General features: G+C 51.5%; 24 protein-coding genes. 8 read left to right on the top strand and 16 right to left on the bottom strand.

Annotated features, from left to right (window positions below; translation table 11 throughout):
• Positions 1-63 precede the first annotated feature (63 nt).
• From IEX98_RS19240 to IEX98_RS19210, 7 genes are all read right to left on the bottom strand, one after another.
• Complete coding sequence (locus tag IEX98_RS19240; protein ID WP_188890829.1) at positions 64-1203, bottom strand: S1C family serine protease; 1140 nt, start codon at positions 1201-1203, stop codon at positions 64-66.
• A 25-nt stretch (positions 1204-1228) separates the two neighbouring features.
• Complete coding sequence (locus IEX98_RS19235) at positions 1229-2470, bottom strand: FxLYD domain-containing protein (protein WP_188890828.1); 1242 nt, start codon at positions 2468-2470, stop codon at positions 1229-1231.
• Between the two features lie 229 nt (positions 2471-2699).
• The gene (locus tag IEX98_RS19230; RefSeq protein ID WP_188890827.1) at positions 2700-3212 is read right to left on the bottom strand and encodes a DinB family protein; all 513 of its coding nucleotides are present in this window, start codon (positions 3210-3212) and stop codon (positions 2700-2702) included.
• A gap of 111 nt (positions 3213-3323) precedes the next feature.
• On the bottom strand, positions 3324-5024 hold the full coding sequence (locus IEX98_RS19225; protein WP_188890826.1) for a ribulokinase: 1701 nt from the start codon (positions 5022-5024) through the stop codon (positions 3324-3326).
• An 83-nt stretch (positions 5025-5107) separates the two neighbouring features.
• The gene (gene galU, locus IEX98_RS19220) at positions 5108-5983 is read right to left on the bottom strand and encodes a UTP--glucose-1-phosphate uridylyltransferase GalU (protein ID WP_188890825.1); all 876 of its coding nucleotides are present in this window, start codon (positions 5981-5983) and stop codon (positions 5108-5110) included.
• 70 nt (positions 5984-6053) lie between these two features.
• The gene (locus IEX98_RS19215; protein WP_188890824.1) at positions 6054-7430 is read right to left on the bottom strand and encodes a sensor histidine kinase; all 1377 of its coding nucleotides are present in this window, start codon (positions 7428-7430) and stop codon (positions 6054-6056) included.
• Entirely contained in the window at positions 7427-8101 is a 675-nt protein-coding gene (locus IEX98_RS19210) for a response regulator transcription factor (protein ID WP_188891010.1), read from the bottom strand. Before IEX98_RS19210 ends, IEX98_RS19215 begins: the two co-directional genes overlap by 4 nt.
• 144 nt (positions 8102-8245) lie before the next feature.
• Here IEX98_RS19210 and trxB point away from each other — a divergent pair, with 144 nt between their 5' ends.
• Positions 8246-9193, top strand: a complete 948-nt coding sequence (gene trxB / locus IEX98_RS19205; RefSeq protein ID WP_042167333.1) for a thioredoxin-disulfide reductase — start codon at positions 8246-8248, stop codon at positions 9191-9193.
• Positions 9194-9522: 329 nt separating this feature from the next.
• The gene (locus tag IEX98_RS19200) at positions 9523-9972 is read left to right on the top strand and encodes a Dps family protein (protein ID WP_188891009.1); all 450 of its coding nucleotides are present in this window, start codon (positions 9523-9525) and stop codon (positions 9970-9972) included.
• A 107-nt stretch (positions 9973-10079) separates the two neighbouring features.
• Here the strand turns inward: IEX98_RS19200 and IEX98_RS19195 are convergent, their stop codons facing one another.
• The 4 genes from IEX98_RS19195 to IEX98_RS19180 all read right to left on the bottom strand — a co-directional run bounded on the left by IEX98_RS19195 (position 10080) and on the right by IEX98_RS19180 (position 15196).
• Positions 10080-10709, bottom strand: coding sequence for a fumarylacetoacetate hydrolase family protein (locus tag IEX98_RS19195; RefSeq protein ID WP_188890823.1), 630 nt, complete (start codon positions 10707-10709; stop codon positions 10080-10082).
• A gap of 64 nt (positions 10710-10773) precedes the next feature.
• On the bottom strand, positions 10774-12726 hold the full coding sequence (locus IEX98_RS19190; RefSeq protein ID WP_188890822.1) for an ABC-F family ATP-binding cassette domain-containing protein: 1953 nt from the start codon (positions 12724-12726) through the stop codon (positions 10774-10776).
• Positions 12727-12915: 189 nt separating this feature from the next.
• Entirely contained in the window at positions 12916-14304 is a 1389-nt protein-coding gene (gene fumC / locus IEX98_RS19185) for a class II fumarate hydratase (RefSeq protein ID WP_188890821.1), read from the bottom strand.
• Between the two features lie 223 nt (positions 14305-14527).
• Entirely contained in the window at positions 14528-15196 is a 669-nt protein-coding gene (locus IEX98_RS19180; protein WP_188890820.1) for a bifunctional 2-keto-4-hydroxyglutarate aldolase/2-keto-3-deoxy-6-phosphogluconate aldolase, read from the bottom strand.
• Positions 15197-15449: 253 nt separating this feature from the next.
• Between IEX98_RS19180 and IEX98_RS19175 the strand changes: the two genes are divergently transcribed.
• Both IEX98_RS19175 and IEX98_RS19170 read left to right on the top strand, forming a co-directional pair.
• Complete coding sequence (locus IEX98_RS19175; protein WP_188890819.1) at positions 15450-16226, top strand: collagen-like protein; 777 nt, start codon at positions 15450-15452, stop codon at positions 16224-16226.
• 5 nt (positions 16227-16231) lie between these two features.
• Positions 16232-16438, top strand: coding sequence for a hypothetical protein (locus tag IEX98_RS19170; RefSeq protein WP_188890818.1), 207 nt, complete (start codon positions 16232-16234; stop codon positions 16436-16438).
• Positions 16439-16529: 91 nt separating this feature from the next.
• Here the strand turns inward: IEX98_RS19170 and IEX98_RS19165 are convergent, their stop codons facing one another.
• Together IEX98_RS19165 and IEX98_RS19160 are read right to left on the bottom strand one after the other, a co-directional pair.
• Positions 16530-16964: a DUF4395 domain-containing protein gene (locus tag IEX98_RS19165; protein ID WP_188890817.1), complete on the bottom strand. Its 435-nt coding sequence runs from the start codon at positions 16962-16964 to the stop codon at positions 16530-16532.
• A gap of 94 nt (positions 16965-17058) precedes the next feature.
• Positions 17059-17355 (bottom strand): 4a-hydroxytetrahydrobiopterin dehydratase, encoded by a 297-nt coding sequence (locus IEX98_RS19160; RefSeq protein WP_188890816.1) that lies wholly within the window; start codon positions 17353-17355, stop codon positions 17059-17061.
• A 112-nt stretch (positions 17356-17467) separates the two neighbouring features.
• On the opposite strand from IEX98_RS19160, the gene IEX98_RS19155 reads away from it, so the two are divergent.
• Positions 17468-18622, top strand: a complete 1155-nt coding sequence (locus tag IEX98_RS19155) for a winged helix DNA-binding domain-containing protein (protein WP_188890815.1) — start codon at positions 17468-17470, stop codon at positions 18620-18622.
• A 1627-nt stretch (positions 18623-20249) separates the two neighbouring features.
• Here IEX98_RS19155 and gdhA read toward each other — a convergent pair.
• Entirely contained in the window at positions 20250-21629 is a 1380-nt protein-coding gene (gdhA, locus tag IEX98_RS19150; RefSeq protein ID WP_188890814.1) for an NADP-specific glutamate dehydrogenase, read from the bottom strand.
• A 559-nt stretch (positions 21630-22188) separates the two neighbouring features.
• Positions 22189-23175 carry a diaminopimelate dehydrogenase gene (locus IEX98_RS19145; protein ID WP_188890813.1) on the bottom strand — a complete coding sequence of 329 codons (987 nt, stop codon included), beginning with the start codon at positions 23173-23175 and terminating at the stop codon, positions 22189-22191.
• Positions 23176-23370: 195 nt separating this feature from the next.
• On the opposite strand from IEX98_RS19145, the gene IEX98_RS19140 reads away from it, so the two are divergent.
• Positions 23371-24174, top strand: a complete 804-nt coding sequence (locus IEX98_RS19140; protein ID WP_188890812.1) for a 3'-5' exonuclease — start codon at positions 23371-23373, stop codon at positions 24172-24174.
• 85 nt (positions 24175-24259) lie between these two features.
• On the opposite strand, the gene hisA is transcribed toward IEX98_RS19140, so the two are convergent.
• Positions 24260-25021 (bottom strand): phosphoribosylformimino-5-aminoimidazole carboxamide ribotide isomerase, encoded by a 762-nt coding sequence (hisA, locus tag IEX98_RS19135; protein ID WP_188890811.1) that lies wholly within the window; start codon positions 25019-25021, stop codon positions 24260-24262.
• Positions 25022-25189: 168 nt separating this feature from the next.
• Here hisA and IEX98_RS19130 point away from each other — a divergent pair, with 168 nt between their 5' ends.
• Complete coding sequence (locus IEX98_RS19130; RefSeq protein ID WP_188891008.1) at positions 25190-26086, top strand: DMT family transporter; 897 nt, start codon at positions 25190-25192, stop codon at positions 26084-26086.
• A 5-nt stretch (positions 26087-26091) separates the two neighbouring features.
• A complete protein-coding gene (locus IEX98_RS19125; protein ID WP_188890810.1) occupies positions 26092-26394 on the top strand; it encodes a hypothetical protein in 303 nt (100 codons plus the stop codon).
• The last annotated feature ends 66 nt before the right edge of the window (positions 26395-26460 follow it).

The raw sequence follows: 26460 nt of genomic DNA, 5'->3' as shown, positions 1-26460 counted from the left end.
AACCGCGCTGCGCGCCGGTCTGAAACGAATCCACTGCACTTTTTTTCGCATACAAGCTCAACATCATGTCCGTTTTTTATCCTGCAAAATCGCTTTCCCTTTGCCAATAATAAGCTTCAGCTGATCGTTCTCATAGCCGACCTCGTAAGTAACCTGATACTTGCTCAGCTTGTATTCGCCATCCACCCGTTCATCCACCGAAAGGACTGCGGCCACCGTCGCTTCATCATCACCTTTGGTTGTAACATGCATGTCGTCGATGACAACGTTGCGCGTACCCATATAACCTTCTCTAAACTCCTCATAGCTTGTGCCAAGCTTCCAATTGCCGCCAAGCAGCGAATAGGCGTACACATAGTCGGCATTGTTCAAGCTGTCATAGAAGTGGGTAACCAAATATCCGGCATATTCGCTTATCGAAGCGTCCTGCTGTACGACGCCATTATCGTCTGTAAAAGCCAGCTCCGGCAGCGAGGTCATCGGTTCGGCCGACCAAGCCTCCGCCAGCTCCAGCACGTTGACAATCGGAATGCTGAAGCCGATGGAGCTCTCCTCTATGCCTGCCGAGTTGATGCCAAGCACCTCGCCCGTCCGCTTGCTCACCAATGGGCCGCCGCTATTGCCCGGCGCGATTGGCGCCGATATTTGATACAGATCTTTGTACGTATACGGCTCTATCTCAAAGCTGCGGCCAAGACCGCTAATAATGCCGGTCGTGACTGTATTCTGAAAGCCTAACGGACTGCCCACTGCAATGACCTCATCGCCCACTTCCGCCTTCTCTGAGCGCACCATTTGCAGCGGCTCCATACCTGCAAGATCAGGAACCCGGACAACAGCCACATCAATGTCCGTACTAATACCGATGACCTCGCCCTCCAGTTCTCTGGCGTCGGCTGTTTTTATAATGACCTTTTTGACCCCGCTCACGACATGCGCATTCGTAATGAGGTCTCCTTGGTTGTTGTAGAGAAAACCTGAGCCTTGCGTCCCATCCTTGGTCTCAATCATAACGACCAGCTTTTGTGTCTCATAAATGATATCCTTCAACGACTTTGGCGCGCTGCCGCGCTGTGTATCTGCCAGCAGCGGACCGCCTGTAAGCTGCTTTGGCACCTCTGTATGCACAGCATAGGCCGCCCCTGACCCCGCCAGCAGTACGGCAGCAGATGCAAGGATGCTGATCCACGTTGCTTTTCTCATCTTCTCGTCTCCCGCCTACAATCCTTTAATCCAAATACCAGGTTGCATGGTCAATAACAACTTTGGCATGCTCGTCCTCAACGCCATGAACAACAGCGGTGAAATTGAACGTCTCTCCGGCCTCAATATATTTAGGCGTTGCATCCACTTTGCCTGATTCGATTTTTTTGCCTTGGCTGTCGTGAACCGTATACTCGACCGAAACCGAATAAATCGGCCGTGTCGCCGCATTCTTCAGCTGTCCATCAATATGGAAGTCGCCGTTCTCGTCCCGCCTTGTTCCGACATGCAGCACTTCGACGGCTGCCGTCTGATTAATCAGATCCTCTTCCGCCGCTTTCTGCATCGCGTTCTCGATTCGCTTCTGCTCATCTTGTTCGAACTTCTGCTTCTCCTTCTGAATCCGGCCGTAGAGTGTCGCCAATTGCTCGTTCTCCGCAGCATAATTCATCCCCAGCTGTACTGTCGCCAGAGCGTCCGAGAAGCTTTTCTTTTTCATCTGCAATTCAGCCTGCTTATAGCTGATTGAGACGATTTTCGCTTCGATTTGCTGCTGCAGCGAAAGTGCCTCTTTTCCGGACAGTCCTTTCACTTGGTTCAGCTTAGTGGCCAATGCCTCAACGGTTTGAAGCGAGTCCAGATCCCTCTCGATCTGACCGACTGTCATTCGGACAATCAGCTCTGAAAGCTGCTCCCGAATGACGGTAAAAGCTTGCTCTTCCCGGCCTCGAAGCTGCTGCTTCAACTGATTGAGCAGCGGTTCCGCATCCGTCAGCTCATTGCGGCTCATCCTGCTGCTAATGTCGTCGATCGAATGCTGAAAGGCAATCGCTTCCTCAACAACGACGGTGTCGGCTGCCAAAGAAGCGTATTTCGGACGCAGCTTGGAAGCCTCTTTCAACCGGTGCAGCGCTTCCTCATACTTCCCAAGCAGCGCGTCCTGCTTTGCGGCTTCATGCCACTGATTTACCTGTTCATTACGTTTCGTTTCATATAGGAAATAGGAGCATACAGCCGTTGCTGTAAGGATGAAAATAAATACAGGAATCAGTCCGATCATAACCGGCTTGCGGCCTGCCTTTGTTCGCACCGAAACATCCGCTTCTATCGCGGCCCCGGACTGCGTCATACCCGTATTCAATTGCTGCCGGGCTTGTTCCTCCAACGACGTTTCATTCGCTCGCTCCGCAATCGCCAGTCTCTTGCCGCATTGGCTGCAAAATACTGCGTCGGGCTCGTGCTTTCTATCGCAATGCTGGCAATACACTTCTATTCAACTCCTGCCGCCGTAGTTCTCTCTCTCATGCTTCTCTCTATTCTACTTGAAAAAGTAAATGATCTCCATTTTTAAATGATGGAAAAATTTAAAAAATGGAAGAAAACGATCAATTGTCTATTAAACTAGTTTTAATGGCCCTTTTTCACTCGCTAAAAAAATAGAAAAAAGCAGCCCTTTATGAGCTCCACCAGCAAGCTCCGGACTGCCGCTTCGTTCGTTACTTCAAATAATTGCTTACAATGCCATTCCAATGATGCTGGGCGTGCCCGGCCAAAATATAAGCGAGCGCTCGAACTGACACCCTTCCGTTTGCTGTGCCTGTACGAAGCATTGCTTCTTCGGAAAGCAAACCAATCATTGATAGCGAGGCACGGCGGGCTAACACGAAATCTTCAATCAATTGACCCAATGTGTTCCCGCTGTAATCGACCGTCGCCATGTACGGGTCCTGGTCATAGCCAGGAAGCACCTGCTGTTCACCCCGTGCGATAACGAGCAAGCGATAGCTCATAATGCGTTCATTATCCGATATATGTCCAATCACTTCCTTCAGCGTCCATTTCCCTGGCGCGTAGCTGTAATCGCCTAGCTCTTCAGGAATTTCGCTCAAGAAAGCGGTCATGTCATCCAACTGCTTGCCCAGATAATCCTTAATATTGCAATCCGGCACCAGCTCAACATAGGCTTTATTGTATCCTTCATACTCTTCTGCTAGAGGTCTTCCATTCACCTGAATCTCCTCCTAAAGCCTTGGTTGAGCAAATTATAGCATGCCTTACCTCTTCTTTTCCATAAAAAATAGCCTTCTCCAAGCAGTCGGCTGGAGAAGGTTATTTTTCAATTAATTTGCTTGCTCCTGCATTACACTTTTATCCGCAGCTGATTCTTTTATCGCCTTCAGCCGTTTCATCACATCATTGGCGCCGCGCCCAAAATAATCATGCAGTGCATGATATTCCGCATACAGCTTCTCATAAACCGCTACATTCGCCGGAATAGGCTTGTAACTCTCTTCTTGGACGCGGGCCATACGCTCCGCGGCATCGACGATGCTGTCGTAGCCGCCTCTGTCAGCCCCTGCTGCCACAGCTCCAAACATCGCCGCTCCAATAGCAGTCGTTTGTTTCGAAGCGGCCACTTTAATTTCGCGATTCGTCACATCCGCATAAATCTGCATAAGCAGCCGGTTCTTTTGCGGCAGGCCGCCGCAAGCGTACAGCTCATGGATTTCTATGCCGCTGCCGTGAAAGGCGTCAACGATTTTACGGGTACCGAATGCGGCAGCTTCAAGCAGGGATCGATAGATTTCCCAGGGCTTCGATGACAGCGTCAAGCCGATAATCGTCCCCGTTAAGTCGGTGTCGACCAGCACAGACCGGTTGCCGTTCCACCAGTCGAGCGCCAGCAGCCCGGATTGTCCAACATTCAGCAAGGATGCTTGCCGCTCCAAATACGTATGAACACTCTCCCCTTCGCGCTGCGCCTCATCACGCACATAGGCGGGAAGCGCTTCTTCGACGTACCATTCGAATATATCACCCGCCGCGGCTTGCCCCGCCTCATAGCCGAAATAACCCGGTATGATACCGTCTTCGACGACGCCGCACATGCCTTCTACAACCTTCTCCTCCGTTCCAAGCAGCAGATGGCAAATCGAGGTACCCATCGCCATCACGAGCTTGCCGGGTGTCACGACACCCAAGCCGGGCACAGCCGCATGCGCATCAATGATGCCAACCGCAATTGCTGTACCCGGCATCAATCCCATTCGCTCCGCCTGCTCTGCGGTAAGCTCGCCTGCCTTCGATCCTAGCGGCACTACTTCCCCGCGCAGCTTCGTCTCCGCCAAATCAGCAAGCCTAGCATCCAATGCCGCAAAAAATTCCCGGCTCGGGTAGCCTTCCTGCTTATGCCAGTTCGCCTTGTAGCCGGCTGTACAGCTGTTTCTGACGATACGTCCGGTCATTTGGCCGATGACCCAATCGGCGGCCTCAACGAACTGATCCGCTGTTTCATAAATGTCAGGAGCTTCATTCAACACTTGCCAAACCTTCGCAATCATCCATTCGGACGATACTTTGCCGCCATGACGCGCAAGAAACCGCTCGCCGCGTTCCGCCGCGAGTTCGTTCACAAGGTTCGCTTCCGGCTGCGCGGCGTGATGCTTCCATAGCTTCACCCAGCTATGCGGATTAGCCTGATACGCATCCAATAGGCATAGCGGAACACCGGCCGCATCAATCGGCATAATGGTGCACGCGGTAAAATCGACGCCGATTCCGATCACATGCTCTGCCGAAACGCCAGATAGCTTCAGCACCTCCGGTACGGATTGCCCCAGCACTTCCATGTAATCCATAGGATGCTGCAGCGCCCAGTCATGCTCCAGCTTGACGCCGGATACTGGAAGTCTTTCATCGATTACAAGATGGCGGTAAGGCGTTACATGCTCAGCCATTTCCTCTCCATTCGATAGATCCACCAGAACGGCACGGCCGGATTGCGTGCCAAAATCGATGCCGATTGCATATTTTCGACTCATGAAATCTCCTCCACCCTATAATGTGAACGCTTCCATTTCATTCGAGCAAAAAACGTTCCCCTATGCTGGAACGTTTTCTGCCACTAAGATAATTGAGCTAACCGCTCCAATAAGTACCGTTTTACATCGTCGGACAAATCCTCGCGCTCCAGTGCAAAATCGATCGTCGCTTGCACAAAGCCTAGCTTGTCCCCCACATCATGGCGCTTGCCCGTAAACCGATGGCCAATGAGCGGCGAAATACGATTCAGCTTCTGCAGGCTGTCGGTCAATTGAATTTCACCAGCTTTGCCTGGGACGGCCCGCTCCAGCAAATCGAAAATGGCGGGCTCCAGCACATAACGTCCGACGACAGCCCAATTGGAAGGCGCATGTCCTTGCATCGGCTTCTCCACCAAATCGCGCAGGAGGCCGTCTTTATTGCCTGGCTCGAAATCGACAATCCCGTATTTATGCGTCTGTTCCCAAGGAACTTCCGTAACCGCTATTACAGAGGTTTGCCGCTTCTCATACACGTCCATCATCTGCTTCAAGCAAGGCGGATCGGATTTCAGGATATCGTCGCCGAGCAATACGGCAAATGGTTCGTCCCCGATGAAGCGTCTTGCACACAGCACGGCATGACCGAGACCAAGCGGCTCCTTTTGGCGCACGTAATAAATGTCTGCCAGCTTGGAGATTTCCTGAACGATGGCCAGCATTTGCTCATTGCCCCGTTCCTCCAGCTCCGCCTCGAGCTCGAAGGATTTGTCGAAATGATCCTCTATCGCTCTCTTATGACGCCCGCTCACGATTACGATGCTGTCAATGCCCGATTGCACCGCTTCTTCCACAATATATTGAATAGCCGGTTTATCGATAATCGGAAGCATCTCTTTCGGCTGCGCTTTGGTTGCAGGCAAAAACCTCGTCCCCAAACCGCCAGCAGGTATTATCGCTTTGCGTACCGTTTGTTTCATCCGCCTAGCCCCCGTCCTTCAGAAAAATATATGCATCCATCATAACTCGTCTTCCAATATTTATCCATCCCTATAGCGCAACTGGCAGCCGGACGATGAATACCGCTCCCTCACCTTCCCCTTCTTCAATCTCGATCGTCCCGCCGTGAATGCCAACGATCTTATGGACGATTGACAGGCCCAGCCCGCTGCCGCCAAGCGTTCGATCACGGGAGGCATCCGACTTATAGAAACGTTCAAATACGCGCTCGCGGTCTTCCGGCGGAATCCCGCTGCCGGAATCGGCAATCCGGACGATGGCGAAGCCTTCATGCTCGGTTAAATGAAATGAAATATGGCCGCCCTCCGGCGTAAATTTCATGCTGTTCGTCAACAAATTAATCCATACCTGGCTCAGCTGATCCTCGTCTGCTGTAATGATCGTCTCCTCCAGAAACAGCTCCACCGTTTGCTGCTTCGCTACCCAATGCGGCTCGCAGGACAGCACCGTATCACGAAGCTGCCGATCCAGCCGGTATGGCGCCGGAGCATAAGGATGCTGCTGTGAATCAAGAGAGGCGAGCTTGAGCAGGTTCTCGCTTAACCTCGACAGCCGGCTGCTCTCCTGCTTGATGATGCCGACATATCTTCCCCGCTCCGCCTCGGTCAATTGCTCGCTGCGCAGCGCCTCCGCAAAGCCGCCGATTGACGTCAGTGGTGATTGGATTTCATGCGAGACATTGGAGACAAAGTCCTGTCTCATCATTTCAAGCTGCGACAACCCGACCGCCATCCGGTTAATGCTGTCGGCCAGCTCGCCAAGCTCATCCCCGCGCTGCAGCGGGAGCTGGACGTCAAAATCGCCTTTGGCGATTCGCGTCGTTGCCGCTGTCATCATTTTGAGCGGCTTCACCAAGTATCTGGCGGCTACTAAAATTAAGATGCCCCCGACTACCAGCACCGTTGTCAGAATTGTAAACGTATTGCGCTGGAAGCTTCTCACTTCCATGGCTCGGTCTGGCGTCACGAATAACGCCCAATCCATGTTCCCGAACCGGACGGTTCTTCCGATTGCCGGAGGCTTGCTGGGCTTGTCCTCCCCCTCCTCGCCAATCGCTACTTGTACCGTCTGTCCTGCAAAAACGCTCGTCAGTGTCTCTCTCGTTAAGTGATTAACGAGCGAATCACGATTGAGCCCCACCGAAATGAGCATGCCATTCCGCCCAACCGCAACTAGCGTCAACCCTTGCAGGTTGGCGACCTGCTCTAGAAATACAGGCAGCGAGCGAGGGGCAGATCCCGTATACAGCTGCTCGATTCGATCGATCGTATGCTCCATTGAGCCGCCAAACTTCCCCTTCATATCGCGTTGAAACAGCAAATTTGCCATAAAGAAAGCGATCCCCATGCTGACCAGCACAATAATAAGAAAGGTAATCGTGATGCGGACATAAAGACTGCGTATCATAACGACTCCTCCAGCCGGTAGCCCAGTCCACGGATCGTCACGATCCGAAAACCCGACTTCTCTTCGGGAAACCGCTCGCGAAGGCGCTTGATATGCACGTCCACCGTCCGTTCATCTCCTTCATAATCCATCCCCCACAGCTGCTCGATCAGATGCTCTCTGGAAAAGGTTTTGCCGGGATAGCTTCCCAGCTTGAACAACAGCTCGAATTCCTTTGGCGGCATCATGACCTCTGCTCCGCCGGCCAACGTCTGATACTCGCTTCGATTCATCGTGATCCGTCCGAAATCTACCGTCTTCGAGGAGGCGATCCGATACCGCTTCAGCAGCGCCTTGACCCGTACGATCAATTCAGGCGGATCAAAGGGCTTGACCACATAATCGTCAGCACCCAGTTCAAATCCCTTTACCTTTTGCGCGGTCTCCCCTTTTGCCGTCAGCATCAATATGGGCAGATCATAATATTCTCTCAAAGCCGAGCAAAGCGCCCATCCGTCCATACGCGGCATCATGACGTCGATGATGGCAAGATCAGGACGTACCTCCTCCAGCCAAGCCAGCGCTTCCTCGCCATCCTTTGCCTCAATAATCTCATAGCCTTCTCTCCGCAAAAAAAGAATGACCAGCTCGCGAATATTCGGATCGTCATCGACGACTAGTATTTTTGGCACCATAATTCCCCCTATTTCCAGCATTCTTTCTAACCATAATATAGCTACATGAATTTAAGATGAACATTGTTGACATTTCATCTAGATTACAATAATTTTAAACTAGAAAGTGTAACCGAAACCGTAACAAATGGAGGGATTACGATGCATAAAACAATTATTATCGGTACCGGCCCTGCCGGATTAACGGCGGCGATCTATCTGGCGCGCGCTAATATGGAGCCTCTCGTTATCGAAGGCTGGCAGCCTGGCGGACAGTTGACTACAACGACAGAGATCGAGAACTTCCCAGGCTTCCCTGAAGGTATTCTCGGCAGCGAGCTGATGTCCAATATGCGCAAACAAGCGCAGCGCTTCGGCGCTACGTTCCGTACGGGCTCTGTGAAAAGCGTGGATTTCAGCGAACGCCCTTACACGCTTGACGTAGAAGGCATCGGCGAGTTGAAAGCGGAGTCTGTTATTATCTCAACAGGCGCTTCAGCCAAATACCTCGGTATTCCAGGCGAGCAAGACAACATTGGCCGCGGTGTCAGCACTTGCGCAACTTGCGACGGTTTCTTCTTCCGCGGTAAAAAGCTGATTATCGTCGGCGGCGGCGACTCTGCAATGGAAGAAGCCGGATTCCTGACCCGTTTCGCATCCGAAGTAACGGTTGTGAATCGCCGCGAAGAGCTGCGTGCCTCCAAAATCATGCAGGACCGCGCTCGCAGCAATGAGAAAATCAGCTGGAACCTGAATCGCACACCGCTTGAAGTTGTTGCTGGCGAGCAAGGACTGCAAGGCATGAAAGTACGCAACAACGAGACTGGCGAAGAAGAATTGATCGAGTCCGATGGCGTCTTTATCGCAATCGGCCATACGCCTAACACCGGTTTCCTTAATGGTCAAATCACGACAGACGAGCAAGGCTACATCATCGTGAAGCCTGGCACTTCGGAGACGAATATCCCTGGCGTATTCGCTTGCGGCGACGTACAGGACAATAAATATCGTCAGGCGATTACAGCAGCAGGCAGCGGCTGTATGGCAGCTTTAGACTGCGAACGGTATCTGGAAGAGGCTCATAGCCTGCAAACAGCCGTTAAAGCTTAATTTTTTTCGCATAAAAAGGTAGTTTATTGCCTCAGAACGTAGTATACTCAACATGTTGAGAGATAAAATAAATGGCAATGCTATCGTGCATAAGGACGATCCTTCGTCCGTAAATGAAAAGGTGCAACCACGTTGAAAAACGGCGGTTGTACCTTTTTTTGTTTCATGCAGCCGGCTCGAGGGTAAATAAGAAGAAGGATGCTTGACATTGGCTTCGTTATTTGTAATAATTATAAACAAGGAATTAATATAATTAATAACGTTGCCCGCTTCCTTTGCATGAAAGCGCTGGAAGGGCGCACAATAAGCGGAGAAAGGATGAGATCATTATTACTACAACGACAACGACTTCGACTCAAGCCGTTTTGAACAAACAAATCGCCAACTGGAGCGTGCTTTACGTTAAGCTCCATAACTATCACTGGTATGTAAAAGGAACGCAGTTTTTTACGCTGCATGTGAAATTCCAGGAGTTTTACGAGGAGGCTGCGCTTCATGTCGATGAGCTGGCTGAACGACTGCTGGCGCTGCAAGGCAAGCCGCTCGCCACGATGTCGGAGTATTTGAAAACATCCAGCATCAAGGAAGCCAGCGGCGGAGAATCAGCTACCCAAATGGTCGATTCGCTAATTGCCGACTTCTCCACCATCATTGATGAGCTGAAAGAAGGAATGGGCATCGCTCAAGAAGCCGGAGACGAGACGACAGCCGATATGCTGCTCGCCGTCCACACGACGCTCGAGAAGCATGTATGGATGCTTAGAGCTTTCAATGCTTAATTGATAGAATACCGGCTCCCGGCAAAATAGGGGCAGTCACCGTCGGATTCATTTCCCTACGGTGGCTGCCCCTATTTTTGTTCCAAGACTTCTAATATGTCTGTCGATTACGACAGTTTAATTGTGCAGTTGGCCGCAAGTTTGTCGTCCAAATAAGCTTCCAGCACATCGCCATCCTGAAGGGCCGCTACGCCAGCTGGCGTTCCGGTAAAGATCAAATCGCCGCGTCCCAGTCCATAAGCGTTATCGATGTGAGTAATCAGTTCAGAAATGCCAAACAGCATGTCGCCGGAATTGCCCAGCTGTGCTTGTTCCCCATTGCGAATCAGCTTAAAGCTGCTCATCTTTAATGCCTCTTCGCCCGGATACGGCACCCAGCCGCCCAGCGGTGCCGAATTTTTGAAGCCTTTGGCTTCCAGCCAAGGCTGGCCTTTCGCCTTCAGCTTGCTTTGCACATCACGCAGCGTCAAATCCAGCCCCAGCGCCAAGCCGTCGACGCATTCATCCGGCTTCATGCCTGGCTGGAGCGCTTTCCCGATTCGCAGCACGAGCTCCAGCTCGAAATGCACTTCACCTCGGTCAGCAGGCAGTGTAACGACATTGCCATTCATTGGAACAACTGCATGGGACGGCTTCGTGAAGACGAGCGGCGAATCCGGCACCTCATTGCCCAGTTCCAGCGCATGCAGGCGATAATTGCGCCCGATGCAGTAAATATTACGAATTTGGTCCGTCATTCCCATCGTCTCCTATCGGGCAGCAAAGCCCTCATGTTGTAAGCTTTCGTAAAAGGCGCAAAGATCAGTTTTTCTTCTGCTCGGCAATCCGTTCCGCCAGTTCATTCAATTCAGTCCAACGCTCCAGCAGTTGATCCAGCTTGGCCTCAAGCTGCTGCTGCTCTTCAATAAGCTGCTGCAGGAGCACGGAATCACTTCCGGATGCATCCATCCGTCCGGCGATGGCATTCAACGCCTCTTCCGTTTCAGCGATCCAGCCATCGATCTGCTCATAATCCTTCTGCTCCTTATACGACATACGCAGCGCCTTCTCCGATGAGCGCGGCGCCGCTTCTGTCTTCTCAGCGCCAGCGCTTGCATTCGGTTTGCCGGCTGCTGCAGCCGCTTTGCCTGAACCAGTTGCAGCAGATTCACTGCCATGCTTGGCGACAAATTCCTGATACTCAGAGTAATTGCCGGTATGCTGAGTGATCGTTCCTTCGCCTTCGAACGCCAATATTTTATCGACTGTCCGATCGAGGAAATAGCGGTCATGAGAGACGACGAATACGACGCCCGGGAAGTCGTCCAAATAATCTTCCAACACGGACAAAGTGGCGATGTCCAAATCATTGGTAGGCTCGTCAAGCAGCAGTACGTTAGGCGCATTCATCAGTACGCGCAGCAGCTGCAAACGGCGTTTCTCTCCGCCGGACAGCTTAGCAATAAGCGACCACTGCATCGCCGGAGCAAACAGAAACCGCTCCAGCATTTGCCCAGCCGATATCATCAGCCCATCCGCCGTCTTGACCTGCTCCGCACCCTCGCGAATATATTCGATGACGCGCAGCGACTCATCCATCTCTTCATGCTCCTGCGAGAACCAGCCGAGCTTAACGGTCGGTCCGAGCACGACAGAGCCCGCATCCGGCTGCAATCTGCCTTCAATGAGCTTAAGCAGCGTCGACTTGCCGCTGCCGTTGCGGCCAACAATGCCGACGCGGTCCTCCGGCACTGCAATGTAGCTGAAATCGCGAATGAGCGTGCGCTCGCCAAAGCGCTTCGAGACGCTCTCGATTTCGATAATCTTTTTGCCGAGTCGCGAGGAAGCAACGGATACGTCCATTTTGCCGCCCGATTGTTTGGGAGCCTGCGCTTTCAACGCTTCAAAGCGGTCAATTCGGGCCTTTTGCTTCGTCGTCCTTGCTTTCGCACCGCGACGAATCCAAGCCAGCTCGTTGCGCAGCAGGTTTTGCCGCTTGTCCTCCGAAGCCGCCTCGCGTTCTTCACGCTCCAGCTTCAGCTCCAGAAAACGGCTGTAGTTGGCTTCATAGAAATGCGCCCGGCCTTTATCCAGCTCAATAACGCGGTTGCTGACCCGATCAAGGAAATACCGGTCATGGGTAATCATAAGCAGCGCGCCTTTGCGCTTTTGCAGCATGCTTTCCAGCCAGGCAACAGAATCGTTGTCGATATGGTTGGTAGGCTCATCCAGTATGAGAATGTCGGATGGCTGCAGCAGTGCAGCCGCCATCGCAACCCGCTTGCGCTGACCGCCTGACATGGTGTCGACCTTATCGTCGAAATTAAGAATGCCGAGCTTAGCAAGCGCAACTTTCGCATCGCTTTCCAGCGTCCACGCGTCCCATTCGTCCATGCGCTGGTTCGCCGAGATAAGCTGCTGCTGCAGCGCTTCGTCATTCGGATTCAGCTCAATGGCAGCAAGCGCGCTGGCATAGTCCCGCACGGCACGAAGCTGCGGCGACTGGCCTCCAAGCACATGCTCCAGCGCTGTCTCGCCTTGCTCAAATACAGGGTCTTGAGCCAGCATGCGCACCGTCACGCGATTGCCGATCGAGATATTCCCGGAATCGGCGGGCTCAATTCCCGCTATCACCTTCAGAAAAGTTGACTTGCCTGTGCCGTTAACGCCGATGATGCCGATCTTCTCGCCTTCCTCGACCCCAAACGTGACGTCTTCGAACAGCATTTTTTCGCCATAGCTTTTCGTTATATGTTCAACAGATAATAAATGCATGTGTACAACCTACTTTGCATCGGATTGATGGCTCGCCTTGGTTCGGCTTACCAACCGTATCATACCATAATCCGCGTGTTCGATCACGGTTCGGAGCGGATTCCGGCGTCTTTTCCCCCAAATAAAAATCCCCCTTTCCCGGAGGCAGGCTTTCGCGTGCTTTCGAGATAGGGGGAATGGTAACCGAATTTATTTACGCGTACCGATCATCGCTTCTGGCTTCACATACTCATCGAATTGCTCGGAAGTAAGCAGGCCGCTCGCAATTGCGGATTCTTTCAGCGTCAAACCTTTTTTATGCGCGTTTTTAGCGATCGCTGCCGCATTCTCGTAGCCGATATGCGGATTGAGCGCCGTAACGAGCATAAGCGATTGATCCAGGTTGCGCTTGATAACCGCTTCGTTCGGCTCGATACCGACCGCACAGTTGTCATTGAAGGAAATCATGCCGTCCGCCATCAACGCAACGGATTGCAGGAAGTTGTAGATAATAACCGGTTTGAATACGTTCAGTTCGAAATTGCCTTGGCTTGCAGCGAACGAGATCGTAGCATCGTTACCGAACACTTGGCATACCGCCATCGTAATCGCTTCACTTTGCGTCGGATTCACTTTGCCCGGCATAATGGAGCTGCCCGGCTCGTTCTCTGGAATCGAAATTTCGCCGATGCCGCAGCGCGGACCGCTGGCCAGCCATCTAACGTCGTTAGCGATTTTCATCAGATCCGCCGCCAGCGCTTTGATCGCGCCGTGAGCGTAAGTAATTTGATCATGGCTCGTCAGCGAGTGGAATTTGTTTGGCGCAGTGATGAAGGTTTTGCCTGTCAACGCCGTCACTTCAGCCGCCACTTCTACAGCAAAATCCGGGTGAGCGTTCAAGCCTGTGCCAACCGCAGTGCCGCCAAGCGCCAGTTCACGCATCGTATCAACGCTTTGTACGATCATGCTGCGTGTTTTCTCCAGCATCGCGTGCCAGCCGCTAATTTCTTGGCCAAGCGTAATCGGCGTTGCATCCTGCAGATGCGTTCTGCCGATCTTCACGATGTTCGCGAACTTCTCTTGTTTCTCTTGAAAAGTACGGCTTAAGACGTCAATCGCAGGTAGCAAACGGTCCTCTACCTCAATGACTCCTGCAATATGCAGGGCAGCCGGGAATGTATCATTGGAGCTTTGCGAGCGGTTGACGTCGTCATTCGGGTGAATGCGTACGGAGCTGCCGCGTTCTTGCAGCAATTGGTTGGCGCGGTGTGCAACCACCTCGTTCACGTTCATATTCGTTTGCGTGCCGCTGCCTGTCTGCCATACGACGAGCGGGAACTCTTCATCCCATTTGCCGGCCAAAATCTCATCGACCGCTTCGCCGATCACGCCTGCCTTCACTTCATCCAGCACGCCCAGCTTCAGGTTGGCGTTAGCCGCCGCTTTCTTCACGATTGCCATCGCATAGACAGCTTGAATCGGCATACGTTCGCCGCTAATTTTAAAGTTTTGCAAGCTGCGCTGCGTTTGCGCGCCCCACAGCTTGTCCGCAGGAACCTTGATTTCGCCCATCGTGTCTTTCTCAATCCGGAATTCCATGATTACAGCCTCCTTCGTCTTTTCCAAGCACATATTACTACTTTATACATAACAAAGCGACCATTTCAATACGGCGTCCGCTATTTCATCGAATCTTCTTATTTATTGGTGCAATGCGGGATGAGTTTGTCGCATAAAAGAAAGCCTCCCGAGCCGGATTATTCCGGTGCTTCAAGAGGCTTGTCTCCTATTCAGGCAGCACTGTGCCTGTGCTTGGCTGCGATTACAGCCCTTTGGCGCTGCGGTAAGCTTCCATATACGCACCGGCTTTTTTCTCGATGAGCGTGAAATCGCCCTTTTGGACCGCTTCCTTCGTCAAGTCGGAGCCAATGCCTACCGCAACGGCGCCGGCTTTGATCCAGTCCTTCAAGTTTTCCAGCGATACGCCGCCCGTTGGCATAATATTCGCTTGCGGCAGCGGGCCTTTAATGGACGGAATGACGCTTGGCGAGAACAGGTTGCCCGGGAACAATTTAACAATATCTGCACCGAGCTCGAGTGCACTTTGAATCTCATGAACCGTCATCGTCCCCGGCATCATTGGAATGGAGTAGCGGTTGCATAGCTTGATCGTATCAGGATTGAGCGCCGGAGCCACAACGAATTCCGCACCGCTCAGTATAGCTGCGCGGGCCGTTTCCGGGTCAAGCACCGTGCCGACGCCGATAATGGCATAGTTGTCGGCATCCGGCGACGCCGAGCTGGAATATTGTTTAGACAGCTCCTCGATAGCGCGAAGCGCGAACGGAACTGTCATTGTAATTTCAATCGCTTTAATGCCGCCTTTAATAGCATGACGGGCCATTTCTGCCACTTCCTCCGGCGAATCGGCGCGGAGAACGGCAACAACGCCTGCGTCGGCGAGCTGCTGCAGCACTCGTATCTTCTTCATCTCGATAATCCCCCTCATATTGTGCGCCAATTACGTGGATTAGACTTGAAGTCGGCGCATTGCGTGTGCATTTGTTCGAAAAGGTATGATCATTACCGTTTTATTATATTCGCTTTAAGCGGTTTCAGCAATGGTTCTCCCTCTTTCCGCTGCCGCGAAAATGTGCGCAAAAATAGGACATATCACTAGTCCACTCCGCCGCTGCAACGGATAAATTAATAGAAACAGCTTTTGCGGAGGAGGATGTAGGCTGATGATTGCTCCGATCAGACGGAGGCCTAAGCAGCATAACTTAATCTGGCTGAAAGACCCTAATTCTTTGGTTAAGCTTGTGGAGCATGTCCAACGGAATAACTCGGAGAAAACACGCAAAAGAAGATGCAAGCCCGTTCGAAAAAGAAAAAAGCGACACCCGCATCATCGCCGGAAATGTCACCGTAAACGCAAGAAAATCATTATTAAGGTAATCAAGTGCAAACGGGGACCTAGAGGCATTCACGGTTCGCCCGGCAGTTCCGGACCTCCCGGAACCGATGGCATGCGTGGAGCAGCCGGGCCTGCAGGCGTTGACGGCATGCCGGGCGTATCCGGTGTACCTGGTCCGCAGGGACTGGCTGGACCTGCTGGACCGCAAGGCCTCGCTGGGCCGCCGGGAGTGCAGGGCGATCCGGGTCTTCCGGGCGCCGACGGCTCACAAGGCTTGCAGGGTCCGCCGGGGCCGCAAGGCATTGCCGGACCCGCTGGACCGCAAGGGGCACAAGGTGTACCCGGTGCAGACGGCCCTGCTGGGCCTCCAGGACCTCCGGGACCATCGGGCGACTTTGCCGAGCTTATCACACTGCTAGACGGTTATCTGGCCGCTGGGACACTTATTAACGTCATGACGCCGGGTCAGCCTACAGGCATGGCATGCACGGTTACGAGCGTTCAGCAGACGATCGCCACCTTTTTGACCAGCGCCGGGACGACGATGACGATTCCGCTCGCTTTTATTACTAATATCGAGGATTTAAGCCCGCAAGGAGTGTGACGCAAATGGCAACTACGATTTCCGGCGATTTAATTCCGCTTATCGGCTCTGAAGTAACGGTCGTAACCAACGGATTCGGCCAGCTTGCCGTCATCGGAATTCTTGAACGTGTAGGCAATGATTATATTCTCGTCTCCTTTGAAGAAAGCGGCTTTACGTATGAGCTGCGCATTTTTTACGCCAATATTATTTATGTGCACGCCAATCCTTAATGGATGCATGACCAAAAAAACCGTTCCGGTATGGAACGGTTTTTTTGGCGTTTCTATGAAGCTATCGACAGGACAGGACAAGCCTAGTTAACTAAGCTTTGCTTTTGGAATAACGGTATTGCTGCCACCGGTAACGAATTACGCAGCCGATGCAAAAGCCGGCCAGCATTGCGATCATCGCCAGTGCAGGCATGATCGTGAAAATATAGTAGCCAACGGTCCAGCCCGCCAATGCGCTTATGAGCGCTGCTGCCAGCATCGAGGTGCTGAGCGTCAGATTAAAGCGCAGCTGTGCTTTTTCTTCCGATACATATGAGGATGGAGGCCTGTTGAAGAACTGTTTGGCCAATACGATAAGCGGATTCCAGCCTGCCGCCGCACCAAGTCCGTTATACACAATCGGCAGTATGAGAATCCAAGCCTGGCCGGTCAGCCAGCTAACGACTACAAAAGCCAGCGTTACCCAAGTGTTGAAGCGCACGAGCGGCAGCGGAACGGAAGGAACGGGGGTATCCGTCTGAGTCATCTTTTTCAATCCTCCATTATCTATGATAGGGATGAGAAATCCTGTTGCTTTATCTAGTCATATTGTACTATATAACCAATAAGAATAGTAGGTATTATTTTATAAAAAGTGTATCGCATCTTCGGGCCATTATGAGGTCCAGCTGAGTCAAGCCTCCGGAATGCCAAGTGGTCAGCTTCAATTGGACTCTCCGATATTCGATCGCAATGAACGGATGATGCTCTTCTTCCTCTGCAGCCTCGGCTACCCGGTTAACGAAATCGACAGCTTCTGGGAAAGTAGGATGCAGATACGATTTCACGAGCCATTTTTCCCCTTCGAGTCTCCAGCCTTCCGCGCTGGACAACGCCTCCTGCAGCTCTTGTTCGGTAAGCAACGGTTGTTTAGCCATATGATCGCTCCTCCTGATCGTTTCTTTTCATCCATTATAAAGTTAACTATAATTATTGGAAAAGATATGTTGCCCGCCGGGGCATGCAAGCAGAAAGGAAGCCGCCTCTGTCATGAAAAAGAATCCGTTGCAACGCTCTGCCTCAGCGGAGCCTCAGCTTTTAAGCCGTAGAGCCCTTAACCGCGCTCTGCTGGATCGTCAGCTCCTGCTGCGTCGTTCCAATATGGGTGTCCTTGAGGCCATCGAGCATTTGGCCGGCTTGCAGTCCCAGGCGCCGCTCCCGCCTTACTTTGCATTATGGACGCGGCTGAGCAATTTCCGTCAGGAGCAGCTCGCCGAATTGCTCCTTAGTCGTGAGGCCGTCCGTATCAGTCTCATGCGTTCAACGATTCATCTCGTCAGCGCCGAAGACTGTCTCTGGATGCGTCCCGTTCTGCAACCCATGCTGGATCAGGCATTTCGAAGCGCCTATCGCAAACGTCTCGAAGGCGTCGATATAACCGTGATAGCGGAAGCGAGCCGTATACATGTGGAACAAGACCCACTCAGCTTCCAGGAGCTTGGCGAATTGCTGCAGCCGCTCGCTCCCGGACACGAATCCGGGACCTTGGCGCAAATTTCAAGAGCAGTGCTGCCTCTCATACAGGTGCCGCCCAGAGGCATTTGGGGCAAAAGCGGACAAGCCCGCCATACGACTGCCGAAGCTTGGCTCGGCCAGCCGCTTTCCGAGAGCGTTGAGCCGGAGAGGCTTATTCTCCGCTACCTTGCCGCGTTCGGGCCGGCTTCCGTCAAAGACATGCAAACATGGTGCGGCTTGACTGGCTTACGGGCGCATGTACAGCGGCTGCGCGGCCAGCTTGTCGTCTACCGCGACGATAATGGCGTCGAGCTGTTCGATCTGGCGGACATGTCCTTACCCGATCCTGATACTCCCGCCCCTCCGCGATTTTTATCCGAGTTCGACAACATGCTTCTCTCCTATGCGGACAGATCGCGCATTCTGCCAGACGAGTATAAACCGCTTGTTTTTACGGTGAACGGTATTATTAAAGCCACGATACTGGTCGACGGTTTTGTAACCGGAATCTGGCGGCTGGAGAACCTGAAAGAGAAGGATGGCATCGTTGCCATTCTTCATATTGAACTATTCAGTGAGCACTCGGCAGCGGAAAAAGAAGCTTTAGCCGCCGAAGGTGAGCGTCTGCTTGCATTTGCCGAGCCTGATGCGTCAAAGCGGGAGATTCGCATTGGCGGAGTGAATAGTTAGCTATTTTGAATTGTGAGCGGCCTCCTGCGAAGAAGGCCGCTTTTGTCTTCTTCTGGACGCTAAAGTCGAGCTCACTGCATCGGTTGTCTCGATTGGATTAACTAGATTAATGAACTAAGTATCTAATGATTTGCTCTGGGCGTCAGCTCAGATCGGCATAGCTCAGATTAGTTCAGCCCAATATACCTCAGATTAGTTCAGCTAATCTAACACTACTCTGTTAGCTACAGTTACTCAACAGCTGCTACAACGTTCATTCGCTGGTAAATCCGTCGATAGGCTCCTAAAACCACATGATCCTGGTTACTCAAGTAACGTACTTTGATCACTCTGCGCGCTCCCCAACCTCCTGCCTCTAGAGCGCATTAACCAAACTAACTAATACTCGATTGATCGCCGACAGATAACGTCACACGAGCTACTCCAGCGGTCGGCTTGTTCCTCAACAACTCATCATGGTTACTTAAGATACGTACCTTGATCAATCGGCGCGCACCCAACAACTTACCCTGCAGCTTACCCCATACTGGTCTCATTCCCACTAACTTACCTCTCTACACATCCCCATCTCATTCTCCACCAACTATTACCTGCTACAGCGAATCATGTTCGCAATATAGCGAAGCGAACTTCGCTACAGCTCTATGCTGGCACTTACTACAGCCTATAGCGAAACGAACTTCGCTACAGCTCTATACTGGCACTGACAATGGCCTATAGCGAATCAGGTTCGCAATCATCACCCGGCTGGCTCAAACAATGCATTTAGCGAACCATGTTCGTAATATAGCGAAGTGAATTTCGCTACAGCTGTATGCTGGCTCTGACAATGGCCTATAGCGAATCAGGTTCGCAATACAGCGAAGTGAACTTCGCTACAGCTCTATGCTGGCACTGACAATGACCTATAGCGAATCAGGTTCGCTATACAGCGAAGTGAACTTCGCTACAGCTCTATCCAGATACTGTCCTGAGGCGTACAGCGAACCCTTTTTCGCATTGGAGAACCTAGTTTCACGGAAAGCGAAGCTAGCTTCACTAATCCCATTTCAGTCCTTCAAACAAGCCTCTAGAGCGAACCTAGCTTCACTATTTAGCGAAGCAGCTTCGCTATCATCACCCGGCTGGCTCAAACAATGCATTTAGCGAACCATGTTCGCAATATAGCGAAGTGAATTTCGTTACAGCTGTATGCTGGCACTTATTACAGCCTATAGCGAATCAGATTCGCAATACAGCGAAGCGAACTTCGCTGCAGCACTATACTGACAGTGCCCCGGGGCGTGATAGCGAACCCTTTTTCGCTATTGGAGAACCTAGGTTCACGGAAAGCGAAGCTAGCTTCGCTAATCCCATTTCAGTCCTTCAAACAAGCCTCTAGAGCGAACCCAGCTTCACTATTTAGCGAAGCAGCTTCGCAAATTACACCCGGCCTAGCAGCTATGTCAGCTGCGGTACGTTTCCTGTGACACGCTTGCTGACACGCCAGCTGACAGCACTGCCAACACGACTGCCAATGCAACTATCAGCATACTTGCTAACACGCTAAACGTAAAAAAAGGACCTTATCAAATGGCCGTAAACAGCCATTTGATAAGGTCCAATCCTTCTTTACAATCCGTATATTTTACACAACGCCTTGGGATACCATTGCATTGGCAACACGCATGAAGCCTGCGATGTTTGCGCCAACTACGAGGTTGCCCGGGTAGCCGAATTCTTCAGCTGCTTTAACGCTGTTGTCGTAGATGTTTTTCATGATGATATGCAGTTTCGCGTCAACTTCTTCGAAAGTCCAAGACAAACGCATGCTGTTTTGCGACATTTCCAGCGACGATACCGCTACGCCGCCTGCATTGGCAGCTTTCGCTGGTCCAAACAATACGTCGTTTTTCAGGAATACGTCAATCGCTTCCAGCGTCGAAGGCATGTTCGCACCTTCACCAATTGCTTTAACTCCGCCTTCAATCAGCTTAGCCGCATCATTCTCGTCGATTTCGTTTTGTGTTGCACAAGGAAGTGCAATATCACAAGCGACCGACCAAATACCTTGGCAGCCTTCCACATAAACCGCATTCGGATGCTCTAATACATAATCGCTAATCCGTTTACGTTCTTCTTCTTTCAGACGTTTAACGGTATCCAGTTTGATGCCGTCTTCGTCGATGATGTAACCGTTGGAGTCGCTGCAAGCAACAACATGAGCGCCCAATTGCTGAGCTTTCTCGATCGCATAGATCGATACGTTACCGGAACCGGATACGACAACCCGGCTGCCGTTGAAGCTAAGTCCTTTGGAAGCAAGCATTTCTTGTACGAAGTATACAGTGCCGTAGCCTGTTGCTTCTTTACGAGCCAAGCTGCCGCCGTAGCCAAGGCCTTTACCTGTAAGTACGCCAGCTTCGTGACCGCCGCGAATGCGTTTGTATTGACCGAACATGAAGCCGATCTCACGAGCGCCAACACCGATGTCGCCTGCTGGTACGTCAACGTCTGGTCCGAGGTATTTGTACAGCTCTGTCATGAAGCTTTGTGTAAAGCGCATGATTTCGTTGTCCGACTTGCCTTTTGGATCAAAATCGGAGCCGCCTTTGCCGCCGCCAATCGGTTGGCCGGTCAAGCTGTTTTTGAAAATTTGCTCGAAGCCCAAAAACTTGATAATGCTGGCATTAACGGAAGGATGGAAACGCAGACCGCCCTTGTATGGACCAAGTGCGCTGTTGAACTGTACGCGGTAACCGCGGTTGACTTGTACTTTACCTTTGTCGTCAACCCAAGGTACGCGGAAATACACGACGCGCTCCGGCTCTGAGATTCTTTCCAGAATACCAAGCTCCATAAGCTGGGGCTGTTTTTCAAACACTGGAATAAGGGAATCTACGATTTCTTTAACCGCTTGAAGAAACTCAGGCTCATGGTGATTGCGTTTGGAGATCGTCTCAAAAACCGATTGCACGTATTTTTTTGCCGTCGCTTGCTGTTCTGTTACCGCTGTTGTCAAGGTCATACACACTCCTTATTTGGCTGGCTCACGAGTCATTTGCATTTTTTGAAGATACTTTGCACTCTGTTGCATAAATACTAAAACATATATATTATGACATGCCAATAAAAATTATTTTTTACCTTGATTAATTCGTTCTATAACCTGACATTGTTCGGCTTTACTACAGGATTTGAAACGCTTTCAAACTTTTACAATTCCTAAAATTTAAATAATTTAAGAAAGTGAACGTCCCCTAAAATCAAGCCAGATCCTGACTGCGAAAGGAAATGTAAGGAAACCTTCCCCTGACCAAAAAATAAAATATCCGACCGTTTCCTCCCTCTATTTTCCTCCCGAAACAAAGTCAATTGACTACAATTCGCAGCCCAAAATTAAAAATCGTACGTCAATAACGATAACTTTTAAACAAGCAATATTTTAAAATCAGCACCATAAAACAAAGATGCCATACAAAGCCACATGACTGTGTAAGCCCTTCTAACGCGAAAAAAAGGGCCTTGCCCCGGAATCTCCGAGGACAAGGCCCTTCTCTATACATATTTGCTGCTTCCTCTCTGGATTACAGAAGGTCGCGGCGAAGCTCTTCAGCCGATTTCGGCGACAGGTAGCCGATCGGCAGATCGAAGATCGTTTTCGCGCCAGTGCCGCCTTCTTGGCTAATGCGGTAGCCCGCACGCGCGCAAGCAACGAGAACGCTGGCTGTGAATTCTGGATTGCTCTCCAGCTTCAAGCCAAACTCAATGATTTGCTTCGTGTTTTCACCCGTAACACCGCTGCGGATAACAAAGCCGCCATGCGGCATGCCCTGGTGCTCGGCTTTCAACTGCTCTTCAGTGATGAAGTTAACCGTCGTATCGTAATCGGCAAAATAGTTCTCCATCGTCACGATCGCTTGACGGATTTGCTCCAGATCTGCGCCTTCCTCCGCTACAACGTAGCAATCTCTAAGGTGCTTCTCGCGTGTTTCCAGCTCTGGCGTCTCGCCGGAACGGATACGGTCAATAACAGCTTGTACAGGCACTGTGTATTGAACGCCAGCTTTCACGCCTGGTACGCGGCGAATCGCATCGGAGTGGCCTTGGCTAACGCCTTTGCCCCAGAACGTGTAGTCTTTGCCCTCTGGAAGAATAGCTTCCGCGAGCAGACGGTTGAGCGAGAACAAGCCCGGGTCCCAGCCAGTAGAAATAACGCTGAGCGTACCTGCTTGCTTAGCCGCTGCATTAACCAACTCGTAAAACTCAGGGATTTTGGCATGCGTATCAAAGCTGTCAACCGTATTGAACATGCTAGCCAATACCGGTGTTTGCTCTGGAAGGTCTGTTGCCGAACCGCCGCAAAGAATCATAACATCGATGATTCCTTTATACGTTTCAGCAGCGGAGATATGCTCGAATTTCGCGCCTCCGCCTGTGCTTTGAAGCTGGTCCGGCTGTCTGCGTGTAAAGATCGCAGTCAACTCCATGTCCGGGTTTTGAGCGATCGCTTTTTCGACGCCTTTACCCAGGTTTCCATATCCTACGATGCCGATTTTAATCGTTTTTTGCATAAATAGTCCTCCTTCAAGGTGTAGATAACCACAGTGATTCCACCTTCTAAGTATATAGATGCTACATTGGATGTAAACTATGGATTGGCTTTTTTCTAAAATTTAATCAAAAAAAGGCACTAAAACGTCAAATTTAGTGCTTACCCCGCCTGTTGTGGTAAAATAGCAGGGAGTCATTTATTCGGGGGTAAAACGATGGATTATATCGTACTAGATATCGAGTTCAACGGCCGCAAGTTCGCGAGCGAGCTGCCTATGGAAGTCATCGAGATCGGCGCTGTCCGCCTTAATTCGGAATTGCGTCAGACGGATGAGTTTTCGGCTTTAATCAAGCCGGTTTATTTTTCCAAGCTAAATAGCTTCATCAAGAAAAAAACAGGTATCCCGCAAGAAGATATCGACCGCGCAAGCGGATTTAAAAAAGTAATTACCGACTTTATCGCATGGCTGGGCCGGGGCGAAGAGGAATTTCTCCTTCTCACCTGGGGCGGCGAGGATTTGAAGCGAATCGTCTATGATACGCGTATGCACAAGCTTGACGACAACTTCTGGATGTCCGCCTACTATTTCGACCTGCTCAAAGGCTACCTGCGCTATAAAAATGTCACGAACGACGTCAGCGTGGAAGCAGCCCTTCAGGACCTCGAGATTACGCCGGAAGGCACGGCGCACCGGGCGCTTGACGACGCACGCATGACGGCGGATGTATTCCGGGCCGTATTCCAGGACCTCGATTTCGAGCGGAAGCAGCTGTATAAGGATACATATACCAACGCGAAAGAAAGACGAATGGTTAAAAATGCAGTCCGTACGCTGATGGCGCAAAAAACAGCCCCAACATGGGAGCTGTTCCACGACAAGTATCTGAAGGATAAGGTCGTTTTGACCGATTTGCGTAAAATCGTCGAGCTGCGCGAATGCTTTGACGCCGAGCTGCTCAAAGCACAGCAGAAGCCGCAAAAACCTGCGGCAGCCGTCGATTCCGCAACTGCAAATTAATTTCCAAACACAAAAAGAGAGTCAGTCGCTGAGCATACACAATATGCCTGTACTCAGCAAAACTGGCTCTCTTTTTTTAACTCATTTATTGAATCGACGCCGAATAGGCAACGACTTGATCGTAGGACAGATTACCTCCGAAAATATCCAGCGCGCTGCCCACCGTAATGTCCAGCTTGCCGCCCGACAATCGCCGGAACAATTCGAGGTCTTCCATGGAGCGAGCTCCGCCTGCATAGGTGGTCGGAATGTGTACCCACTCCGCAAGCTGCTGAACCAGACTTTCCAAGATGCCTGTCCGCTTTCCTTCCACATCAACCGCATGGATAAGAAATTCGCTGCAATACGATTCCAGCTCCCGCAAGTTCGCTTCATTCACGACCAGGCTGCTGAACGTACGCCATTGATTCGTGACGACATGCCATTCCCCGTCCCGCTGCTTGCAGCTGAGATCGATGACGAGCCTATCCTTGCCAACCTCAGAGACAATGCTTCTCAGACTGTCCCAATCCAGCTCGCCGTCACGGAAGATCGAAGACGTCACAATAACCTGCGAGGCTCCCTGCTCCAGATAAAAGGCTGCGTTTTCGGCTTTGATGCCTCCGCCAAGCTGAAGACCTCCCGGGTACGCGCGCAGCGCTTGAATCGCCGCTTCCTCATTGCCGCCGCCCAGCATGATAACATGGCCGCCGGTTAAGGCGTCCCGCTTGAACATATTAGCGTAATAAGCCGAGTCATGCTCCGACACGAAGTTTTCGACAACCTGCTGCGGATTCTCGTCGAGCGTCTCCCCGACGATTTGCTTCACTTTGCCGCTGTGCAGATCGATACATGGCCTGAATTTCATCCAATCTCCTCTTTCCCGACATATTCTGCTCCTATTGTACCAGAATTGCCGCGCTTCGTTGAGCAGCTGACGAAATTACCATTTGCAACGTGCTTTCCCACTGTAGTAGTATTACAGGCGAAGTTCAACCCGTTTGGAGTGTTATCGGCATTGGAAACCGCGCAAGGCATGAACCGCAGCGTCAAAATATTCACAACCCATGAGCTGCTATTTATAATCGGTATTATCGGCATTTCGTTCTCGTCTATTTTCGTCCGCTGGTCGGAGGCCGACGTCGCCGTCATTGCGATGTATCGCTTGTATTTGACTAACCTTCTGCTGCTACCCTTCGTCTGGAAATATCGCAGCAGCATGTTCCGTCTAAGCGCCCGGCAATGGGCTTGGCTTGCCGCTTCCGGCATTATGCTTGCCCTCCACTTCCTGCTCTGGATGGCCAGCCTTCGGCTGACGACCGTCGCGAGCTCCACCGTGATTCTTACGCTCGAGCCTGTATTCGTCATGATCGGCTCCTACTTCCTGTTCCGGACAAAAGCGAACCGGATGATGCTGCTCGGTATGGGCATCGCCTTAATCGGCTCCATCGTGATCGGTTCCAGTGATTTCGGGCTTTCGCCACAGGCGCTGCTTGGCGATTTGCTGTCTCTCCTTGGAGCAGCCGCAGTCGCTGTCCATATGCTAATCGGCAAAGAGCTTCGCAAGGAAGTGAACGCCTTCGCCTATAACTTCTGGGTATTTCTCTTCGCAGCAACGGCGCTGGCGTTCTACAACCTTGTCAAAGGCAATGCCTTCGGCGGCTATAGCAGCAAGGAATGGGGCATTTTCCTGCTGCTGGCGATCGTGCCGACGCTGTTCGGCCACTATTTGTTCAACTGGCTGCTGCAGTACATGAAGGCTGCTGCCGTGTCGATGTCCGTGCTTGGCGAGCCTGTCATCGCTTCGCTGCTTGCTTGGATGCTGCTGAAGGAGCCGCTGACCGGCTACCAGCTTGGCGCGGGCCTATTCATCTTGTTCGGCGTTTGGCTTTTCATCCGTTATGGCAAAGAGAAGGAGCCGGCTGGAGCCTAGAGCGATTGCCTTCTTCCGACTACTATGAAGCGCAACAGCCCTCGTATGCAAAAAACGCAATCGCACTTTTTCCGCTGCATGAAGCAGATGCAAGCCTGCCGCGTGTATGGAAAGACATAGCGAATAGCCGCCTTGCACCGTGCAAAAGGCAGCTTACTTCCGGCGCACGGTGCCATCCGGCAAGCGGTGCTCGGTCACCTATCGAACAAAATGCAAAAGTGCATTTTGTTTCAATGAAAATAGCCGTTTTTACGCTTCAAAATGTAAAAGTACAGTTTGAACGAGCGGTTTCGGTTTGGCCCCCGTAATCCGGAGTTTTACCCTACAAATAACAGGTGCTTGAAGAAAAGCTCATTATTTCATGCTGTTACATG

The organism is Paenibacillus radicis (ex Gao et al. 2016) (assembly GCF_014641555.1).
In the GTDB taxonomy this organism is placed as follows: Bacteria; Bacillota; Bacilli; order Paenibacillales; family Paenibacillaceae; genus Pristimantibacillus; species Pristimantibacillus radicis.
The sequence above is the reverse complement of the archived record's forward strand: the minus strand, read 5'-3'. Positions and strand labels throughout refer to the sequence as shown.

Excerpts from the sequence above, each read along its gene's own strand:
- hisA (WP_188890811.1), bottom strand. The coding sequence starts at position 25,021 with ATGAAATTCAGGCCATGTATCGATCTGCACAGCGGCAAAGTGAAGCAA.
- trxB (WP_042167333.1), top strand. The coding sequence starts at position 8,246 with ATGCATAAAACAATTATTATCGGTACCGGCCCTGCCGGATTAACGGCG.
- IEX98_RS19170 (WP_188890818.1), top strand. The coding sequence starts at position 16,232 with ATGGCAACTACGATTTCCGGCGATTTAATTCCGCTTATCGGCTCTGAA.
- IEX98_RS19155 (WP_188890815.1), top strand. The coding sequence starts at position 17,468 with ATGAAAAAGAATCCGTTGCAACGCTCTGCCTCAGCGGAGCCTCAGCTT.
- IEX98_RS19190 (WP_188890822.1), bottom strand. The coding sequence starts at position 12,726 with ATGCATTTATTATCTGTTGAACATATAACGAAAAGCTATGGCGAAAAA.
- IEX98_RS19130 (WP_188891008.1), top strand. The coding sequence starts at position 25,190 with ATGAACCGCAGCGTCAAAATATTCACAACCCATGAGCTGCTATTTATA.
- gdhA (WP_188890814.1), bottom strand. The coding sequence starts at position 21,629 with ATGACCTTGACAACAGCGGTAACAGAACAGCAAGCGACGGCAAAAAAA.
- IEX98_RS19215 (WP_188890824.1), bottom strand. The coding sequence starts at position 7,430 with ATGATACGCAGTCTTTATGTCCGCATCACGATTACCTTTCTTATTATT.
- IEX98_RS19195 (WP_188890823.1), bottom strand. The coding sequence starts at position 10,709 with ATGACGGACCAAATTCGTAATATTTACTGCATCGGGCGCAATTATCGC.
- IEX98_RS19165 (WP_188890817.1), bottom strand. The coding sequence starts at position 16,964 with ATGACTCAGACGGATACCCCCGTTCCTTCCGTTCCGCTGCCGCTCGTG.
- IEX98_RS19180 (WP_188890820.1), bottom strand. The coding sequence starts at position 15,196 with ATGAAGAAGATACGAGTGCTGCAGCAGCTCGCCGACGCAGGCGTTGTT.
- IEX98_RS19160 (WP_188890816.1), bottom strand. The coding sequence starts at position 17,355 with ATGGCTAAACAACCGTTGCTTACCGAACAAGAGCTGCAGGAGGCGTTG.
- IEX98_RS19145 (WP_188890813.1), bottom strand. The coding sequence starts at position 23,175 with ATGCAAAAAACGATTAAAATCGGCATCGTAGGATATGGAAACCTGGGT.
- IEX98_RS19225 (WP_188890826.1), bottom strand. The coding sequence starts at position 5,024 with ATGAGTCGAAAATATGCAATCGGCATCGATTTTGGCACGCAATCCGGC.
- fumC (WP_188890821.1), bottom strand. The coding sequence starts at position 14,304 with ATGGAATTCCGGATTGAGAAAGACACGATGGGCGAAATCAAGGTTCCT.
- IEX98_RS19175 (WP_188890819.1), top strand. The coding sequence starts at position 15,450 with ATGATTGCTCCGATCAGACGGAGGCCTAAGCAGCATAACTTAATCTGG.
- IEX98_RS19240 (WP_188890829.1), bottom strand. The coding sequence starts at position 1,203 with ATGAGAAAAGCAACGTGGATCAGCATCCTTGCATCTGCTGCCGTACTG.
- IEX98_RS19140 (WP_188890812.1), top strand. The coding sequence starts at position 23,371 with ATGGATTATATCGTACTAGATATCGAGTTCAACGGCCGCAAGTTCGCG.
- galU (WP_188890825.1), bottom strand. The coding sequence starts at position 5,983 with ATGAAACAAACGGTACGCAAAGCGATAATACCTGCTGGCGGTTTGGGG.